The organism is Streptomyces sp. NBC_01669 (genome assembly GCF_026339735.1).
Lineage (GTDB): Bacteria > Actinomycetota > Actinomycetes > Streptomycetales > Streptomycetaceae > Streptomyces > Streptomyces yanii.
In genome coordinates this window covers 7,603,072-7,620,000 of the sequence record NZ_JAPEQG010000001.1, presented here as the reverse complement: position 1 = coordinate 7,620,000, position 16,929 = coordinate 7,603,072, and the positions used below count along the sequence as shown (strand labels likewise).

At 70.3% G+C, this 16,929-nt stretch carries 14 protein-coding genes and 1 pseudogene (1 of these 15 only partly in view); 8 read left to right on the top strand and 7 right to left on the bottom strand.

Annotation, left to right across the window (positions count from 1 at the left end; translation table 11 throughout):
• Positions 1-1,131, top strand: the 3' portion of a protein-coding gene (gene ptsP / locus OG972_RS34075; RefSeq protein ID WP_266988134.1) for a phosphoenolpyruvate--protein phosphotransferase. Its footprint begins 540 nt before the window's first position; the window shows 1,131 of its 1,671 coding nt (coding positions 541-1,671); the start codon falls outside the window, past its left edge; it ends in the stop codon at positions 1,129-1,131.
• A gap of 84 nt (positions 1,132-1,215) precedes the next feature.
• Here the strand turns inward: ptsP and OG972_RS34070 are convergent, their stop codons facing one another.
• Both OG972_RS34070 and OG972_RS34065 read right to left on the bottom strand, forming a co-directional pair.
• Positions 1,216-2,115, bottom strand: a complete 900-nt coding sequence (locus OG972_RS34070) for a hypothetical protein (RefSeq protein ID WP_266988132.1) — start codon at positions 2,113-2,115, stop codon at positions 1,216-1,218.
• A gap of 67 nt (positions 2,116-2,182) precedes the next feature.
• Positions 2,183-4,159: an acetoacetate--CoA ligase gene (locus OG972_RS34065; protein ID WP_266988130.1), complete on the bottom strand. Its 1,977-nt coding sequence runs from the start codon at positions 4,157-4,159 to the stop codon at positions 2,183-2,185.
• Between the two features lie 181 nt (positions 4,160-4,340).
• On the opposite strand from OG972_RS34065, the gene OG972_RS34060 reads away from it, so the two are divergent.
• The gene (locus tag OG972_RS34060) at positions 4,341-6,695 is read left to right on the top strand and encodes a glycoside hydrolase family 31 protein (protein WP_266988128.1); all 2,355 of its coding nucleotides are present in this window, start codon (positions 4,341-4,343) and stop codon (positions 6,693-6,695) included.
• A 5-nt stretch (positions 6,696-6,700) separates the two neighbouring features.
• On the opposite strand, the gene OG972_RS34055 is transcribed toward OG972_RS34060, so the two are convergent.
• Positions 6,701-7,156 carry an NUDIX domain-containing protein gene (locus OG972_RS34055; protein WP_266990881.1) on the bottom strand — a complete coding sequence of 152 codons (456 nt, stop codon included), beginning with the start codon at positions 7,154-7,156 and terminating at the stop codon, positions 6,701-6,703.
• Between the two features lie 166 nt (positions 7,157-7,322).
• Between OG972_RS34055 and OG972_RS34050 the strand changes: the two genes are divergently transcribed.
• The 5 genes and pseudogenes from OG972_RS34050 to glpK all read left to right on the top strand — a co-directional run bounded on the left by OG972_RS34050 (position 7,323) and on the right by glpK (position 11,499).
• Complete coding sequence (locus OG972_RS34050; RefSeq protein ID WP_266988126.1) at positions 7,323-8,129, top strand: M15 family metallopeptidase; 807 nt, start codon at positions 7,323-7,325, stop codon at positions 8,127-8,129.
• A 118-nt stretch (positions 8,130-8,247) separates the two neighbouring features.
• Positions 8,248-8,595, top strand: coding sequence for a DUF962 domain-containing protein (locus tag OG972_RS34045; protein ID WP_266988124.1), 348 nt, complete (start codon positions 8,248-8,250; stop codon positions 8,593-8,595).
• An 18-nt stretch (positions 8,596-8,613) separates the two neighbouring features.
• Positions 8,614-8,800 (top strand): annotated as a pseudogene (locus tag OG972_RS34040) (lipid-transfer protein); the annotation flags it as partial.
• A 266-nt stretch (positions 8,801-9,066) separates the two neighbouring features.
• On the top strand, positions 9,067-9,828 hold the full coding sequence (locus OG972_RS34035) for an MIP/aquaporin family protein (RefSeq protein WP_266988122.1): 762 nt from the start codon (positions 9,067-9,069) through the stop codon (positions 9,826-9,828).
• 153 nt (positions 9,829-9,981) lie between these two features.
• Positions 9,982-11,499: a glycerol kinase GlpK gene (glpK, locus tag OG972_RS34030; protein ID WP_266988120.1), complete on the top strand. Its 1,518-nt coding sequence runs from the start codon at positions 9,982-9,984 to the stop codon at positions 11,497-11,499.
• Between the two features lie 154 nt (positions 11,500-11,653).
• Here the strand turns inward: glpK and OG972_RS34025 are convergent, their stop codons facing one another.
• From OG972_RS34025 to OG972_RS34010, 4 genes are read right to left on the bottom strand one after another with little or no spacing between them, the layout of a single operon-like run.
• Entirely contained in the window at positions 11,654-12,259 is a 606-nt protein-coding gene (locus OG972_RS34025; RefSeq protein ID WP_266988118.1) for an ATP/GTP-binding protein, read from the bottom strand.
• Positions 12,240-12,677 (bottom strand): DUF742 domain-containing protein, encoded by a 438-nt coding sequence (locus OG972_RS34020; protein WP_266988116.1) that lies wholly within the window; start codon positions 12,675-12,677, stop codon positions 12,240-12,242. The genes OG972_RS34025 and OG972_RS34020 overlap by 20 nt, the downstream gene beginning before the upstream one ends.
• Positions 12,678-12,686: 9 nt before the next feature.
• Positions 12,687-13,130, bottom strand: a complete 444-nt coding sequence (locus tag OG972_RS34015; protein WP_266988114.1) for a roadblock/LC7 domain-containing protein — start codon at positions 13,128-13,130, stop codon at positions 12,687-12,689.
• Positions 13,127-16,048: a nitrate- and nitrite sensing domain-containing protein gene (locus OG972_RS34010; protein ID WP_266988112.1), complete on the bottom strand. Its 2,922-nt coding sequence runs from the start codon at positions 16,046-16,048 to the stop codon at positions 13,127-13,129. The genes OG972_RS34015 and OG972_RS34010 overlap by 4 nt, the downstream gene beginning before the upstream one ends.
• A 412-nt stretch (positions 16,049-16,460) precedes the next feature.
• Here OG972_RS34010 and OG972_RS34005 point away from each other — a divergent pair, with 412 nt between their 5' ends.
• Positions 16,461-16,907 (top strand): hypothetical protein, encoded by a 447-nt coding sequence (locus OG972_RS34005; protein WP_266988110.1) that lies wholly within the window; start codon positions 16,461-16,463, stop codon positions 16,905-16,907.
• Positions 16,908-16,929 lie beyond the last annotated feature (22 nt).

The window sequence follows — 16,929 nt, the reverse complement described above, 5'->3', positions numbered from 1 at the left end:
GGCGGACCGACCAGTCACAGTGCGATTCTCGCGCGGGCGCTCGGTGTGCCGGCCGTAGTGGCTCTCCCCGGGGCCGGTGAGCTGGCCGAGGGAACCGTGATCGCGGTGGACGGCAGCACCGGCGAGATCTTCGTCGAGCCGAGCGACGAGAAGCGTGCCGAGATGGAGAGCGCTGCGGCTGCGCGCAAGGCTGCGCTGTCCGCGTCGACCGGTCCGGGTGCGACGTCCGACGGTCACAAGGTGCCACTGCTCGCCAATGTGGGCGGGCCCGGCGACGTGCCGGCGGCGGTCGAGGCCGGTGCCGAGGGTGTGGGGCTGTTCCGTACGGAGTTCCTGTTCCTGGACGACAGCAAGCAGGCGCCTTCCGAGGAGAAGCAGGTCGCGGCGTACCGGGCGGTGCTGGAGGCGTTCCCCGAGGGGCGTGTCGTGGTGCGGGTGCTGGATGCCGGCGCGGACAAGCCGCTCGACTTCCTGACGCCCGCGGACGAGCCGAACCCGGCGCTGGGTGTGCGGGGGCTCCGCACTCTGCTGGACCACCCGGAGGTGCTGCGGAGCCAGCTGACCTCGCTGGCGAAGGCTGCCGAGGGGCTTCCCGTCCATCTGGAGGTCATGGCGCCCATGGTGGCGGACCGTACGGATGCGAAGGCGTTCGCCGACGCGTGCCGGGCGGCCGGGCTGCAGGCGAAGTTCGGCGCGATGGTGGAGATTCCGTCCGCAGCTCTTCGGGCCCGCTCGATCCTGCGGGAGGTGGAGTTCCTGTCGCTGGGCACCAATGACCTGGCGCAGTACACCTTTGCCGCCGACCGTCAGGTGGGTGCGGTGTCCCGGCTGCAGGATCCGTGGCAGCCCGCGCTGCTGGACCTCGTGGCACTGTCGGCCGATGCGGCCAAGGCCGAGGGCAAGAGCTGCGGTGTCTGTGGTGAGGCCGCCGCCGATCCGCTGCTCGCCTGCGTGCTGACCGGTCTGGGTGTCACCTCCCTGTCGATGGGCGCCGCGTCCATTCCTTATGTCCGGGCCACCCTGGCAAAGCACACGCTCGCGCAGTGCGAGCGTGCCGCTGCTGCCGCGCGCGCCGCGGATTCCGCCGATGAGGCGCGGCTCGCGGCTCAGGCGGTGCTGTCGGGCGAGTAGGTCCGCGCAGCCGGTCGCGGAGGGGCTCCCCGCCGCAGGTGGCGGGGAGCCCCTTTCTTCTCTCAGTGGTGGGCCTCCGGTTCCTCAGTGGTGGGCCTCCGGTTCGTCGGCGCCGATGTCGAAGCCCGCGCAGTACTCCACTCCCGACTCCGGCGAGACCGGGTCGCCGGTGTCCGCGTCGGTGCAGTAGGCGCTGAAGACCTCGCCGGCGGTGAGCGGTACGAGGCTGCCGCGGGTCAGTCGCCAGCCGTGAACCCGGTCCGGGGTCCCGGGGTTACTCGTACGGAGAACGAGTCCGCCATGGCTTTCGAGGGCGACGCCGACGGCGAGGACGGTGACGAACTCTGCTCCCTCTCCGGATTCGAGTCGGGCCGGCCCCGTCGCGCCGCGCTCGGTGTGAAGGACGGCGAGCAGTTGCTCGTTCTCCGTGGGGGTGCTGCAGACGAGGTGGTGGGTGCCCGGACCCGCCGTTTCCAGGGTGCGCATCAGCAGGTGGGAGGCCCGGTCGAAGGCGGCGCGGCCGATGTCCTGGCCGCAGTCGGCGCATTCACCGAGGTCGGCCAGGAGCACCGTGGCGTACTCCCAGGTGGCCTGGCGGACCGCTCGGGAGACGAGGAGCGGGATCAGGGTGTCGATGGGTTGTCCGGTGTAGGCGACGGTGGCTCCGGCAGCCGCGACTTCGGCGGTGAAACGGCTGCGGCTGGCCGGGGCGTCGGGCGCGAGCCCGGATTCGGCGCAGTATTCCGCGTATTCCTCGGGGTCGAAGAGGGCGACCGTGGTGTGCATGCCCTGGGCCGCGAGGATCTTCAGCAGGCCCTCGACCTGCTGCAGATAGACGGTGTGGTCGTCGAAGGTGAAGGTGCGGTAGCGCCGCATGGCCGCGAAGTCCCGCTCGTCGGCCAGGAGGCCGATGGTGCTCGGTGCTTCGCGGCGCAGCGTGCGTCGCATGGACGTGGTGTTCCTGGTGTTCCCGGTGTGCGCCATGACTCCCCCGGTGCGCTGTCGAACATTGCTCACTCAGAGTAATCGCGGGCACTGACAGTGCGGACTGTCAGCGGCGCTTGCGGGCCAGGTCCTCGTAGAAGTGGAGCAGTTCGAGGTTGTCGATCGAGCCGGGGTTGACGGCCTTGGCCAGCTCCGTTCCCTGGAGGAGGCGCTTGACCGGAACCTCGATGCGCTTGCCGGTGAGGGTGTGCGGAATGCCGGGTACCTCGATGACCTCGTCCGGGACGTGGCGCGGCGAGAGGTTGTCACGGATGGTCTGTTTGATCCGGTCGCGCAGGCCGTCGTCGAGGGCGGAACCGTCGGCGAGGTGGACGAAGAGCGGCATCCAGTACCCCCCGTCGGGCTCCTCGAGGCCGATGACCAGGGATTCGCGGATCTCGGGGAGGCGTTCGACCGCTTCGTAGATGTCGGCGGAGCCCATCCGTACCCCCTGCCGGTTGAGGGTGGAGTCGGAGCGTCCGTGGATGATGACCGAGCCATGGTCGGTGAGGGTGATCCAGTCGCCGTGGCGCCAGACGCCGGGGTACATCTCGAAGTAGCTGTCGCGGTAGCGGCTGCCGTCCGGGTCGTTCCAGAAGTGGATGGGCATCGAGGGCAGCGGGTTGGTGACGACCAGTTCGCCGACCTCGCCGGAGAGCGGCTTGCCTGCCGGGTCCCAGGACTGGAGGTCCGTACCGAGGCAGGGCGCCTGGAGCTCGCCGATGTGTACGGGCAGGGTGGGGACCGCGCCGGCGAAACAGCTGCAGACGTCCGTGCCGCCGCTGACGGAGGCGATCCAGAGGTTGTCCGCGACCTCGTCGTGGAGCCAGCGGAAGCCGTCGGGCGGGAGCGGGGAGCCGGTGGTGGCCACGCACTGGATGCGCGAGAGGTCGAAGTCGCGGCCCGGGTGGATGTCGGCCTTGCGGCATGCCATGACGTAGGCGGCGGAGGTGCCGAAGAGGGTGGCGCCGGTCTGTTCGGCGACGCGCCACTGGGCGCTGACGTCCGGGTAGCCGGGGCTTCCGTCGTACAGCACGACGGTGGTGCCGGTGAGCAGGCCGGAGACGAGGAAGTTCCACATCATCCAGCCGGTGGAGGTGTACCAGAAGAAGCGGTCGTCGGGCCCGAGGTCGCAGTGCAGTCCGAGCTGCTTGAAGTGCTCGATGAGGATGCCGCCCTGGGACTGGACGATCGCCTTGGGGAGCCCGGTGGTGCCGGAGGAGTACAGCACCCACAACGGGTGGTCGAAGGGGACCTGCTCGAAGACGGGTTCGGTGTCCGCGGAGGTGAGTGCGGACCATTCGAGGGCGCCTTCGGGGGCGGGGGTGCCCAGCAGCGGGATGTGGACGACGGCGCGCAGGGTGGGGAGTTCGCGGCGCAGTTCGGCGACCGTCTCGGAGCGGTCGTGTTCCTTGCCGCCGTAGCGGTAGCCGTCGACGGTGAAGAGGACGACGGGTTCGACCTGCTGGAACCGGTCGAGGACGCTGCGGGCACCGAAATCCGGGGCGCACGAGGTCCAGACGCCGCCGACGGCCGCGGTGGCGAGAAGCGCGACGACCGACTGCGGAATGTTGGGGAGGTAGCCGCTGACGCGGTCGCCGGGGCGAACCCCCAGGGCACGGAGTTCGGCGGCGAGGGAGCCGACCTGACGGCGGAGTTCGGACCAGCTGACCGGGACCTGGGTGTGGGTCTCGTCGACATGGAGGAGGGCCGGTGCGCCGGCGCGGAGGGGGTCCTCGGCGGTGCGCAGGGCGTGTTCCGCGTAGTTGAGGGTGGCGCCGGGGAACCACTGGGCGCCGGGCATGGTGCGGTCGCCGATGACGGTCTCGTACGGGGTGGAGAACCGGATGTCGAACCAGTCGGCGACGGCCTGCCAGAAGGTGTCCAGTTCGTCGACGGACCAGCGGTGCAGCTCCGGGTAGCCGCCTTCGGCCGGTGCTCCGTACCGCTCGGCCGCCCAGCTCTGGAAGCGAGTGACCGCCGCGGCGGCGATGCGCTCGGGGTCGGGCTGCCAGAGGGGGGCTTCGTTCGCTGCTGAGGTCATGGGGCGGCTCCCTGGCTGTACGGGTACGCGGGGTGGGCGTGTCACGGACGATGCCACGTGATCGTCTTCCGCACCAGGGTTCCCCGCCCATGGTTACTTGTCCGGCTATGTGGTCAGGCCACGGGTGAACGGAAGTTGAACGGAGCCCGCTGACGCCTCGACGGGTGGCAGGGTGAGCTGCATGAACGGTCGTGACCTGGTGCGCTCGGTGAAAATGGTGGGTTCGGTGCGGGGGATGCGCACGGTGCGCTCGGCCTGGCGGCGGCAACGTGCGGATGCGCGGGCGCTGTCGCCCCGAGGCCCGGAGCGGGCCAGGGTGCCCGGTCTGCTGGCGGGGGCTGAGCCCGGGCCCGGTGGTGGTGTGGTCAGGTTCGCCCGTTCGGAGTTGTGCATCCGCGTTTCGGCGGGTGGTGCGGTGTTCTGGGCGTGGGACGGGGCGGAGCCGCTGCCGTCGTACGCGCTGCCCGGTCCGGCTCCGGAGCCGGATCCGCGTGCCGTGCTGGAGCCGGACAAGGACGGCGGCTGGCAGGTGGTGTCGGAGCGGCTGACCGTGGTGGTGTCGCGGCACGGGGCGGTGGAACTGCGCACGCCCGGCGGTGTGGTGCTCCGGCGGGAGCTGCCGCCGCGATGGTGGGAGCCGGTGGCGGGGGGTTCCGCCCGGTGGGTGCAGCGGTCCGAGCTGCCGGCGGACGCCCGGTTCTTCGGGCTGGGCGGGCGGGGGGCTGGGCCTCGGCTGCGGGACGGTTCGTACGCGCTGTGGAACACCGACCCGGGCGGGCGCTTCGGACCCGGTGACGATCCGCTGTATCTGACGATGCCGGTGCAGGTGGTGGTCTCGGACGCGGGGACGCATCTGGTGTTCCACGACAACACCTGGGCGGGGCGGGTGACGCTCAGCGAGGGCGAGGAGGGCGCGGGGTCCGGGCATGACCGTCCGGGGATGTGCGAGGTGCGGATGGACGGGGGGCCGCTGCGCTGCTGGACGTTGGCGGGGACGCCTGCCCGGGTGCTTCAGGGCTGGACGGCTCTGACAGGTGCGCCGGCGCTGCCGCCGTCCTGGGCGCTCGGTCCGCAGCACGCCCGCTGGGGGTTCGGGAGCGAGCGGGAGGTGCGGCGGGTGGTCGCCGGCTACCGGGAGCGGGGGCTGCCGCTGTCCGTGCTGCATCTGGACATCGACCATTACGACGGCCATCGGGTGTTCACCGTCGACCGTGAGCGGTTCCCCGATCTGGCGGGGCTGGCGGAGGAACTGCGGGAGGAGGACGGGGTGCGGCTGGTGTCGATCGTCGATCCGGCGGTGAAGGCGGAGCCGGGGAACGCGGTGTTCGATGCCGGTTCGGCGGTCGGCAGTGCCGGGGCGTTCGTGCGGGACGCGCGGGGGCGGGCGGTGCGTGGGGAGGTGTGGCCCGGGGAGTGCGTGTACCCGGACTTCACCGATCCGCAGGTGCGGGAGTGGTGGGGCGGTCTGTACGAGGAGCGGCTGGCGCAGGGGTTCTCCGGGGTGTGGCACGACATGAACGAGCCGGTGTCGTTCACGGCGTTCGGTGAGCCGACGCTGCCGCGGTCGGCGCGGCACTGTCTGGAGGGCCTCGGGGGCGATCACCGGGAGGCCCACAATGTGTACGGGCTGGCGATGGCGCGGGCCGGGTACGAGGGGCTCCGCCGGCTGCGTCCGGACGAGCGGCCGTTCCTGTTCTCGCGTTCCGGCTGGGCGGGGATGCAGCGGTACGGGGGTACCTGGTCCGGCGATGTGGAGTCGGGCTGGCCGGGCTTGCGCGCCTCGCTGGCGCTGGTGCTGGGGCTCGGCCTGTGCGGGGTGCCGTATTCGGGCCCTGATGTGGGGGGCTTCGACGGGTCGCCGTCCCCCGAGCTGTATCTGCGGTGGTTCCAGCTGGGTGCCTTTCTGCCGTTGTTCCGTACGCACTCGGCGATGGACGCGGGGCGGCGGGAGCCGTGGGAGTTCGGGCCGGAGGTGCTGCAGCACGCGAGGGCGGCGCTGGAGGAGCGGGAGCGGCTGCGTCCGTACTTTGTGACGCTGGCGCAGCTGGCCCGGCTGACGGGTGCGCCGTATGTGCGGCCGCTGTGGTGGGGGGCGCCCGGGGACCGGGCGCTGCGGGACTGCGAGGACGCGTTTCTGCTCGGCGACGCACTGCTGGTGGCGCCGGTGCTGCAGCGGGGCACGGACCGGCGGGCGGTGCGGCTGCCGCGGGGGCGGTGGTACGACACGGCGACCGGCGAGGTGCACGAGGGGCCGGGGCAGGTCCTGGTCGATGCGCCGTTGTCCCGGGTGCCGGTGCTGGCCCGGGCGGGTGCGGTGATTCCGGTGCGGGGCGCGGACGGCGGGCTGGAACTGGAGGTGTGGGCTCCGGCTCCTGGGCGTACCGGGGGCGGACTGGTGGTCCGGGACGCGGGTGACGGATGGGAGCAGGCGGAGGTCGAGCGGTACACGTCACGGCTGTCGGGCGGCCAGGTCGTGGTGGAACGGGACGGTGGGGACGGTGAGGTGACCTGCCCGGTGCGGGTGCGCGGGGTGTGATGCCGTCAGCGGTAGCGGTAGCGCCCTTCGAACCAGGCGCGGGCGGCCCGGGTGTGCAGGGGGAAGGCCAGTTCGGCGGGGGCCCTGAGCAGGCTGTGGCCGGCTGTCTCGTCGGTGGGTACGGACGGCGGGAGCTCGGCGGCCGGGCGTTGCGGGAGGAGGCCGAAGAGGAGCAGGTGACCGTCCGGCGCGCTGAGGGCGTCGGCGAGGCGGACGTCCTGCTGGTCGGCCTCGATGCCGGTCTCCTCGCGGAGTTCACGGACGACCGCGTGTTGCCAGTCCTCGGCGTGGTCGATGAAGCCGCCGGGCAGGGCGAGGCCGCCGAGCCGGGGCTCGATGGTGCGGGTGATGACGACGAGCGCGGTGCCCTGCCGGTCGGTGACGGGGAGCAGGGCGACGGCGACCGGGAGGGGGTTGCGGTAGGCGATGTCGCCGCAGGCGGTACAGGTGCGGGGCCACATCGCGGATGCCGGCGAGGGGTACGGCGCTCCGCAGCTGCTGCAGTGGGAGCCCTTCGTCGGTTGCTCCACCTGTTTCCTCCGCTCGGTCTTCTTTTCTGGCGCGGACACGCGCGGACTGTATCCGATCGTGCTTCCGGGACCCCTGCGAGTCATGGATGATGCGCTCATGACAGGTATCGCTTCCGCTTTCCGTGTCCTGGCAGCCACTGCCGCCGCCCTGCTCGCCGTCACCGCCGCCACCCCCGCGGCACAGGCGAAGGCCGAGCCGAAGGCGCCCGAGGAGTTCGTCGCACTGCGTTCGGTGGACCCCACGATCATCCAGGAGATGCGCTATCCCACCGGCCACAACTTCCTGGGCGAGCCGGTCGACGGGTATCGGCAGCCGCTCTGCATCCTGACCCGGCCCGCGGCCCAGGCCCTGCACCGGGCACAGACGCAGCTGCTGCGCCGGGGTTACTCGCTGAAGGTGTACGACTGCTACCGGCCGCAACGGGCCGTCGATCACTTCGTACGCTGGGCCGAGGATCTCGACGACGAGGCGATGAAGGGCGAGTTCTACCCCCGGGTCGACAAGACGCGACTGTTCACGGACGGTTACATCGCCGAGAAGTCCGGACACAGCCGCGGCAGCACGGTGGACCTGACGCTGGTGAGGCTACCCGCTGCGCCGACCAGGCCGTACCGGCCGGGCGAACAACTGGTGCCCTGTTACGCGCCGCAGGCCGAGCGGTTCCCGGACAACTCGGTCGACATGGGCACGGGATTCGACTGCTTCGACACGCTGTCGCACACCGACGACCCGCGGATCCAGGGTGTGCAGCGAGCCAACCGGCAGTTCCTGAAGACGACGCTCACGGATGCCGGCTTCGTGAATCTGGCCGAGGAGTGGTGGCACTACACCTTCAAGCCTGAGCTGTTCCCGGACACCTACTTCGACTTCCCGGTGGCGCGGCGGTCCGTCGCAGGGCACTGAAGCGCGCGGTAGGACAGCGAGTGGCCGGGACCACCCCCGTGGGTTCCGGCCACTCGTCCCTCCTCTCGGACGCGGTCCGGCCGTATCCGGTTGCGCTCCCAGCCATTACGGTGCCCGTATGTCACAGCAGGCGTTCCTTTCGTACGAAGAGTTCTGGCCCTACTACGTGGCGATGCACTCCAGGGCGGCGACCCGGTGGGTCCATCTGACGGGGACCCTGACCGGGCTCGCGGTCACCGCCTACGGCTTGGCCCGTGGCCGGAAGCGGTATGCCGCGGCGCTGCCCCTGATCGGGTACGGCACGGCCTGGCCCGCGCACTTCCTGATCGAGAAGAACAATCCGGCCACCTTCGGGCACCCCGCGTGGTCGCTGCGCGGCGATGTGCAGATGATCCGGATGATGCTGGCGGGGCGCGACGGGGAGCTGGCGGAGATCGCTGCCAAGTGGCTCGCCGAGAACCGCTGACCGTGGAACACTTCTGACGTTCCGTCAGCCAATCCGAGCGGCGGGCTCGCTTCGTTCGGCGAAGCGGTACCGGCGCAGGCCATTGCCCAGGCCTGCGAGCTGACGTGGCAGCTGCACGGCGGAGCGGCAGATTCCGGGGGTGCGCGCCGGAATCGCCGCCAATCAGGGGCTGTTCGGGCACGGATCGGCGATCGTCGCGGTCCGCCGAGATCTCCCGCGTCCATCCGCAACGCGCGGAAGCATCCGGTCCGTGCATCGTGAACTGGGTTTGTTGTCAGCGTTCTTGACGGACAATCAGCACCGGTGAACACTCCTTGCTCAGTCGCTGCCGCCACTCCCGCTCTGCGGCAGTCCGACATGGTCACCACGCTCGTCACGGACAGCCGGGCGGGGCAGCGAGCCTCCCTGCCCTCGGCCTCCGTAGCCATGGAAGCGACCGGCGAGACCTGCCGGACAACCCCCAGGAGCGCCATGAGCAATGGAGACATTTTAGTCGGGGAAGTCATCGGTACGGCGATCCTCATCCTGTTCGGCGCGGGTGTGTGCGCCGCCGTCACCCTCCACCACTCCAAGGCGAGAGCCGCGGGATGGGTGGTGATCGCCTTCGGCTGGGGCTTCGGTGTGCTGGCCGGTGCGTACACCGCGGCCCCGCTGTCCGGCGGGCATCTCAATCCGGCGGTCACGGTCGGCATCGCCGTCGACACCGGGAAGTGGGACAAGGTCCCGCTCTACATCCTGGGACAGATGGTGGGCGCGATCATCGGCGCGCTGCTGGCCTGGCTCACGTACTACGCGCAGTTCCGCGCCAACGCGGCCGAGAAGACGGCCGTGCCGACACTGGGGATCTTCTCGACCGCTCCGGAGATCCGCAGTCCCGTTGCCAACCTCGGCACCGAGATCATCGCCACAACCGGTCTGGTGCTGCCGATCCTGGCCTTCGGGAAGAACGCCGGGATCGGGATCGGGCCGGTGGCGGGGGCAGGGGCTGGGGTCTACGGCTCCGGAATCTCCGTACTTTTGGTGTCCCTGCTGGTGGTGGGCATCGGACTGTCGCTCGGCGGACCCACCGGGTACGCGATCAATCCGGCCCGTGACCTCGGTCCGCGGCTGGTACACGCACTGCTGCCGATACCGAACAAGGGAACCTCCGACTGGAGTTACTCCTGGATCCCGGTGGTGGGACCGCTGGTGGGCGGGCTCCTGGCGGGTGTCGTCTTCCATGCCGCCTTCTAGTAGTGCCCCTCCCGGCAAGCTTTGCCCCGTCGCGCCGCCCAGCACGCACGCTCGCCATGGGGCAAACATTGCCGGTCACGGCACCAGCCATCCGGGTTCCGGTCATCCAGGTTCTGCCACTTCGGATTCTCGACCTTGCGACAAGGGGACGTCATGACGGGCAGTTTTGTCGCCGCCATCGATCAGGGCACCACATCAAGCCGCTGCATCATCTTCGACCAGGACGGCGCGATTGTCGCCGTCGACCAGCGCGAGCACCGCCAGATCTTTCCGAAACCCGGCTGGGTGGAGCACGATGCCACCGAGATCTGGACCACGGTCCAGGCCGTGGTGGCAGGTGCGCTCGCCCATGCCGGGCTGCGGGCGCAGCAGCTCAGCGCGCTCGGCATCACCAACCAGCGCGAGACGACCGTGCTCTGGGACCGGGCGACCGGTCAGCCCGTCCACAACGCCATCGTCTGGCAGGACACCCGTACGGCCGCACTCTGCCACGAGCTCGGCGGCGCGGACGGTCAGGACCGCTTCCGGGACATCACCGGGCTTCCACTGGCCAGTTACTTCTCCGGTCCCAAGGCCGCCTGGCTGCTGGACCACGTACCGGGGCTGCGGAGCCGAGCCGAGCGGGGCGAGATCGCCTTCGGCACCATGGACTCCTGGCTGATCTGGAATCTCACCGGCGGCACGGACGGCGGAGTCCATGTCACGGACGTGACCAATGCGTCGCGCACGATGCTGATGAATCTGGAGACGCTGGAGTGGGATCCGTCGATCCTCACGGCGATGAACGTCCCGGCGGCGGTGCTTCCGGAGATCCGGTCGTCGGCGGAGGTGTACGGGACCGCGGTCGGCGCACTCGCCGGGGTGCCGGTGGCCTCCGCGCTCGGCGACCAGCAGGCGGCGGTCTTCGGGCAGGCCTGTTACGAGCCGGGTACCGCCAAGAACACGTACGGCACCGGGAGTTTCCTGCTCCTCAACACCGGGAACAGGCCCGTGCCGTCGAAGAGCGGGCTGATCACCACGCTCGGCTACAAGATCGGCGACCAGGCCCCCGTCTACTGCCTGGAGGGCTCGATCGCGATCACCGGGGCGCTGGTCCAGTGGTTCCGCGACCAGCTCGGGATCATCCGGAGCGCCGAGGAGATCGAGACGCTGGCGGCGAGCGTCGACGACAACGGCGGGGCGTACATCGTTCCTGCCTTCTCCGGGCTCTTCGCCCCCTATTGGCGTTCGGACGCCCGGGGGGTCATCACCGGACTCACGGGTTACGTCACCAAGGCGCATCTGGCCCGCGCCGTTCTGGAGGCGACCAGCTGGCAGACGCGTGAGGTCGTCGACGCGATGTACCAGGACTCGGGGGTGCCGATCACGACGCTCAAGGTGGACGGCGGGATGACGGCGAACCGGCTGCTCATGCAGCACCAGGCGGATGTTCTGGGGGTTCCGGTGATCCGACCGAAGATCTCCGAGACGACGTGTCTGGGCGCGGCGTACGCGGCGGGGCTTGCGACCGGGGTGTGGTCGGGGCTCGACGAGCTCAAGACGCACTGGCAACGCGATGTGGAGTGGGAACCGCGTCTGGAGCCGGAGATCCGTGAGCGCGAGTACGACAACTGGCGCAAGGCGGTGGAGCGGAGCCTGGGCTGGGAGGAGGAGGGCGCCGGCAGCAGGTAGAGGCTCCGTTCCGGTCCCGGAGGCGGTTGCGGACACGGTCCCGTGCCCGGTTACGGGGTACGCGGTTCCCTCCGCGATCCCGCATCCGGTGGCCCCACGACGCGCGGCCCGTACCCCGGTCGGCGAGGGTACGGGCCGCGTTCCGCCGCTGTGCTCAGGTGGTGGCCGGCTCGCGGAACCGGTCCGCGCGGGCGAGTGCGTGCTCGACGACCGCCACCAGCACGTCCCGTACCGAGGACCGGTCGCGCGCATCGCATATGAGCACCGGTACCTCGGGGTCGAGGTCCAGCGCCGCCTGCACCGTTTCCGTCGGGAACCGGTCGGCTCCCTCGAAGCAGTTGACGGCGACGGTGAACGGGATCGCGCGCTGCTCGAAGTAGTCGACGGCCGCGAAGCAGTCCTCCAGACGCCGGGTGTCGGCGAGAACGACCGCGCCCAGGGCTCCCTGGGCCAGTTCGTCCCAGAGGAACCAGAACCGGTCCTGCCCCGGTGTGCCGAAGAGATACAGCACCAGGTCCTCGCGGAGCGTGATCCGTCCGAAGTCCATGGCCACCGTGGTGGTGGTCTTGGACTCGACTCCGGCCGTGTCGTCCACCGGGCGGCCGGCCTCGCTCAGCCGCTCCTCTGTACGCAGCGGTCTGATCTCGCTGACCGCGCCCACCAGCGTCGTCTTGCCCACGCCGAAGCCGCCCGCCACCAGAATTTTCAAGGTAACCGGCTCCACGGGCCGCCTGCTGCGGCTAGAGCGCCCGAAGGCCATTGATCACCTCGCGAAGAATGTTCACGTCCGGCAGCTCGGCCGGCGGAACGGGACGGGTCACATGCACCAGCTCGTCCTCGACGAGATCGCCGACCAGCACCCGGACCACCCCGACGGGGAGATCCAGACCGGACGCCAGCTCGGCGATCGACTGGGGCATGTTGCTGCAGAGTTCGACGATCTCCACGTGTTCCGGGGAGAGCGTCTGGTCCCGGCCGGGGTCGTCGGCCGCCGGTTCGGGGACGACGATCGCGATCAGGTCGAGGCGGTGGCGGGACGCGCTGCTGGTACGGCCCCGGGTCATCGCGTACGGACGGACCACCGGCCCCGCATCGGCGTCGTACCACCGTGACGACTGCGGGTCGGTGGGAGCGGCCGGGGATCCGGGGGGTGTGCCCCTGGACGAGTCAGCGCTCATGCCCGCCCCTCACCCTCCGGCGGGCAGACCGGGCGTCCGTGGGGCGTTGGCCAGGTGTGCCCCCACACGCTTGACCATCAGTGTCATCTCGTACGCCACCTGCCCCACGTCGGAGTCCGAGTCGGCCAGCACGGCGAGACAGCTGCCGTCACCGGCGGCCGTGACGAAGAGGAACGCCTCGTCGAGTTCGACGACGGTCTGACGGACACGGCCCGCGTCGAAATGGCGCCCGACGCCCTTGGCGAGGCTGTGGAATCCGGAGGCGACGGCCGCCAGGTGCTCACTGTCCTCCCGGGTCAGGTCCTTGGACGTGCCGGTGGGGAGGCCGTCGCTGGAGAGCACCAGCGCCTTGCGGATACTGCCGACCCGGTCGACGAGTTCGTCGAGCAGCCAGTTGAGTTCGCCGGATCCCTGGCGTGTGGCGTTGGATGCTGCGGCGTTCGGTGCGGTCATCGACCGTCCCCTCCCGGAGTGGTTCCTTGTGCTGTCTCACCGGGCCCGGTCGCTTCCTCGGCGTTCTGCCGACGGCCGCGCTGCCAGCCTCGCTGCAGCGATGCCATTCGGCTGCGTACCTCGTCCGCGTCCCGCTCGATGTCCTCGGCCGGTTCCCCGCGGGCCGGCTCGGAAGCACGTCCGCCGGATGTTTCGCGGAGCTGCGGGGCGAGGTTGGCCTGCCGGATCCGGCGGGGCAGTCCGCCCACGGTTCCCGGGTGCGATGAGGGTGCGGGCGGTGGTGTCGCTTCAGGGGGTGCCGACGTGGGTGCGGCGGGCTCGGTGGATGTCCGGAAGCCGGTGGGCTGCCGGGGTTCGGTGGGCCGCCCGGTGACGGCGGCGGAGGCCCAGGCGTCGCTGGTGGACTGCCCGGGGGCGGAGGAGGAGCGGTCGTTGTCGTACGAGGGCGCGCCGCTGTCCCTTCCGGTGTCCGCGGGCTCCTGGCCGGTGGTCGTCGGGTGCGCGCGGCCGGCATCGTCGATGTGGCGCCCCCGGTCGGTGACCAGCGTCGGCGACTTGCGGCGGGGCAGCGGCACCGGGCCGCCGGAGCGCATCGCCCGGACATCGGCCGTGGATCCGGAGATCTGGTCGGACGCCTGCTGGTGCTGTTCGCGGTCGGCGTCACGCCGGAGGTCGCGGGCGCGGAAGATGCCACCGCGTTCGCTCTCGGTGTCTTCGATGTCGGACACTCCGTCGAGAACCGGGCCGAGTACGGAATCGAGTACGGGATCCGACATGAAGCCGAGTGCGTCGACCGGCCCTTCGAGTTCGACCGGTCCGTCCAGGACGGTCGGTTCCGCGAGCCCGCTGGGGACCGGAGCGAGTACACCGGGCCTGGACTCGCCCGGGCGATCGGCTGTCCGCCGGTCCGCTGCGCCGTCCCTGCGGTTCTTGTCGCTGCGCGGTCCTTCCTTGCCGGTCCTGCCACTGCCGATCGCCTTCTCGGCCCGCCGGTCGAGGCGGAATCCCGAGCCGTGCGTATCGACGGCGTCGGTGAGCAGGGCCGCCGGAATGAAGACGACGGCGGTCGTGCCTCCGTACGGAGAGGTCTGCAGGGAGACCCGGACGTTCTGTCGCTGGGCCAGTCGGCTCACCACGAAGAGGCCGAGCCGGTCGGTGTCGGAGAGCTCGAACTCGGGTGTCTCGGCGAGCCGCAGATTGGCGTCCAGAAGGGCCTCGGGCGGCATGCCGAGGCCACGGTCGTGGATCTCGAGGGTGAAGCCGTTGGCGACGCGTTCGCCGTGCACCTGGACCGCGGTGTGCGGGGGCGAGAACACGGTGGCGTTCTCCAGGAGTTCGGCGATCAGGTGGGTGAGGTCGGCGACGGCGGGCCCGCCCACGCCGAGGCGCGGCAGCCGGCGGACCTCGATGCGCTCGTAGTCCTCGACCTCGGCGACGGCCGCGCGCACCACGTCCATCAGCTGGATCGGCTTGCGCCACTGCCGGGACGGCGCGGCGCCGGAGAGGATCACGAGGCCCTCGGCGTGCCGTCTCATGCGGGTGGTGAGGTGGTCCAGGCGGAAGAGATCCGCGAGTTCGTCGGTGTTCTCGGTGCGGCGCTCCATGGCGTCCAGCAGCGTCAACTGGCGGTGCAGCAGCACCTGGTTGCGGCGGGCGAGGTTGACGAAGACCTCGGAGACACCGCGGCGCATGTCGGCCTGCTTGACCGCGGCCTCGACGGCAGCGCGTTGCAGGGTGTTGAGTGCCTGGCCGACCTGGCCGATCTCGTCCTTCTCGTACCTCAGATGCGGGGCCTCGGTCTCGACGTCGACGTGCTCGCCCGCGGCGAGGCGGCGCATCACGCTCGGCAGCCGTACGCCGGAGACCTCGTGGGCGTCCTTGCGGAGCCGGGAGAGGTCCCGGACGAGCTCACGGCCGATGCGTACGGAGACGAAGACGGATACGAGCAGGGCGAGGAAACCGAGAACGCCCGCGACACCGGCCTTGATCAGAACGCTGTATCCAGCGGGCCTGCCGCGGTCCTGGAAGCGGTTGTTCATCTCGGTCGAGTCGTTGGCCAGCCGGTCCAGGACCGGCGGGGCCACTTCCTGCCAGCGTTCGGCGTCGACCGCGCGGGGGTCGTCGGTGGGGCCCGCGGCGACAATCTTGTTCTCCGCGGTGCGCAGCGGCTCGCTCTCCGGGCTCGCCCAGTACTGCTCCACCCGCCGCCGCTCCGCCGCCGGGAGGGCCTCGCTGTTGATCTCGACGAGCAGCTTGCGGTTGGCGACGAGGTCGGAGATCTGTCGGAGTTCAGGGGCGTCGAGCCGGCCCGCGACGAGCGCCGAGGCGACCAGCGCGTCCTCCCGGGACAGCAATTCGCGGGCCCGTGAAACGCCGACCAGAGCACGTAGCTGCTTGTCCAGCACCACGTCTTCCATGGTGTGGAGACCGGTCAGGAAGCGGTAGCAGGGGTCGATGAGACCGTTGTAGAAATCGAGTGCCTGATTACGGTCGATGGTGCGCTTCTCGACCGAGTCGCGGAGCGCACCGAGACCTTCGACGGCGCTGAGGATCGAATTGAGCTGCGCTTCGGCGTCGGTGCTCAGGGCGTCGCGAACACTCTTCTGCTGTGCGCTCTTCTTGACGTCCGCCACGACGCGGTCGGTGGCGGCACGTTCGCGGCGCAGCAGGGGAAGGGCGTCGGAGGCGCGGGGGTCCGCGAGGAAGACGAGGGTCTGCCGGCGCTCTTTCTGGACCACCCGGACGGTGTCCTCCAGCGGGTGGCCGACCTTCTCCACGATCGTGCTCGCACCCATCAACTGGTTGGCCTCGCGGCCGGTCAGGTAGGTGGCGAAGCCCCAGAGGGCGGTGAGGGAGATGAGCGGCACCAGCAGCAACGCCACGATCTTCCTGCGGATGGACTTTCCGCGAAAGCGCATGGCCTCCCCCAGCTCAGCCCCTCGTGCGGGGGCGGTGTTCCGTCAATAAACGGCGCGAGCCTACTACTGCCTCACAGACAACTCGAAGGCATGTCCGGACGATTTTCAGCCGGACTGGCACGCTCTGGGCGTGAGTTGTCCTGGTATCCCGTGCGATGAAGTTCGCGAAAGCGGCAGAAGAGCCCCGCCAGAGCGCCACATTCCCCCACATGGCAGTTGGCTGGAAGTCTTCGTTCCGTGATGGATCGAGGGAATCTTCATGACGATTCACTCGTCTGTCTGTACGAGCGTCGGCACGGGGTAAGGGATGACGGAGAGGGCGTACGGCAGGGCGATCCGGTCCGCCTGCGTAGAAACGTCGCATGCCGGGCAACAACCCTGAAGTCGGACATGGGTGGGGAGTTGAAAGTCCTTGGACACGGAAGAGCGTCGGAGCACCGGAGCGCCGGCGGAGGGCGGGACACGGATCCCGCGGCAGCCGCTGTGGGTGGAGGAGCCTGCGGTACGGCGACGCATGCCGGATCCGGTGCGTACGTCGGCCGTGCGCGCCGTGCTCATCATGTCGCTGACGATCATCCAGGCGATGGTGGCGTTCCTGGCCACCCTGACGGGCTCGTGGCTGGCCTTCCCGATGGTGCTGAGCAGCGTGGGCAGCACGGTGGTCGCCACCTGGTCGGTGCTGGACGTGTGGGTGACCCGCCAGGTCTGGAATCAGCGCCATGGCGTGGTGTCCATGCCCAGCAGCTCGGCACGGAAGCTGCGCCGGGAGCGGCGTGCGGCCCGTCGGGCGGCGAGGGCCGAGGACCGGGAGGCGGCTCGGATACGCCGCCGGGGCGCGGGCAGCCTGTCGCGGGCTTGACCGCGCGTGCCCCGGCGGGACG

Coding starts and splice junctions, on each gene's coding strand:
- OG972_RS34070 (WP_266988132.1), bottom strand. CDS start 2,115: ATGGCGCACACCGGGAACACCAGGAACACCACGTCCATGCGACGCACG.
- OG972_RS34065 (WP_266988130.1), bottom strand. CDS start 4,159: ATGACCTCAGCAGCGAACGAAGCCCCCCTCTGGCAGCCCGACCCCGAG.
- OG972_RS34060 (WP_266988128.1), top strand. CDS start 4,341: ATGAACGGTCGTGACCTGGTGCGCTCGGTGAAAATGGTGGGTTCGGTG.
- OG972_RS34055 (WP_266990881.1), bottom strand. CDS start 7,156: ATGTGGCCCCGCACCTGTACCGCCTGCGGCGACATCGCCTACCGCAAC.
- OG972_RS34050 (WP_266988126.1), top strand. CDS start 7,323: ATGACAGGTATCGCTTCCGCTTTCCGTGTCCTGGCAGCCACTGCCGCC.
- OG972_RS34045 (WP_266988124.1), top strand. CDS start 8,248: ATGTCACAGCAGGCGTTCCTTTCGTACGAAGAGTTCTGGCCCTACTAC.
- OG972_RS34035 (WP_266988122.1), top strand. CDS start 9,067: ATGAGCAATGGAGACATTTTAGTCGGGGAAGTCATCGGTACGGCGATC.
- glpK (WP_266988120.1), top strand. CDS start 9,982: ATGACGGGCAGTTTTGTCGCCGCCATCGATCAGGGCACCACATCAAGC.
- OG972_RS34025 (WP_266988118.1), bottom strand. CDS start 12,259: ATGGCCTTCGGGCGCTCTAGCCGCAGCAGGCGGCCCGTGGAGCCGGTT.
- OG972_RS34020 (WP_266988116.1), bottom strand. CDS start 12,677: ATGAGCGCTGACTCGTCCAGGGGCACACCCCCCGGATCCCCGGCCGCT.
- OG972_RS34015 (WP_266988114.1), bottom strand. CDS start 13,130: ATGACCGCACCGAACGCCGCAGCATCCAACGCCACACGCCAGGGATCC.
- OG972_RS34010 (WP_266988112.1), bottom strand. CDS start 16,048: ATGCGCTTTCGCGGAAAGTCCATCCGCAGGAAGATCGTGGCGTTGCTG.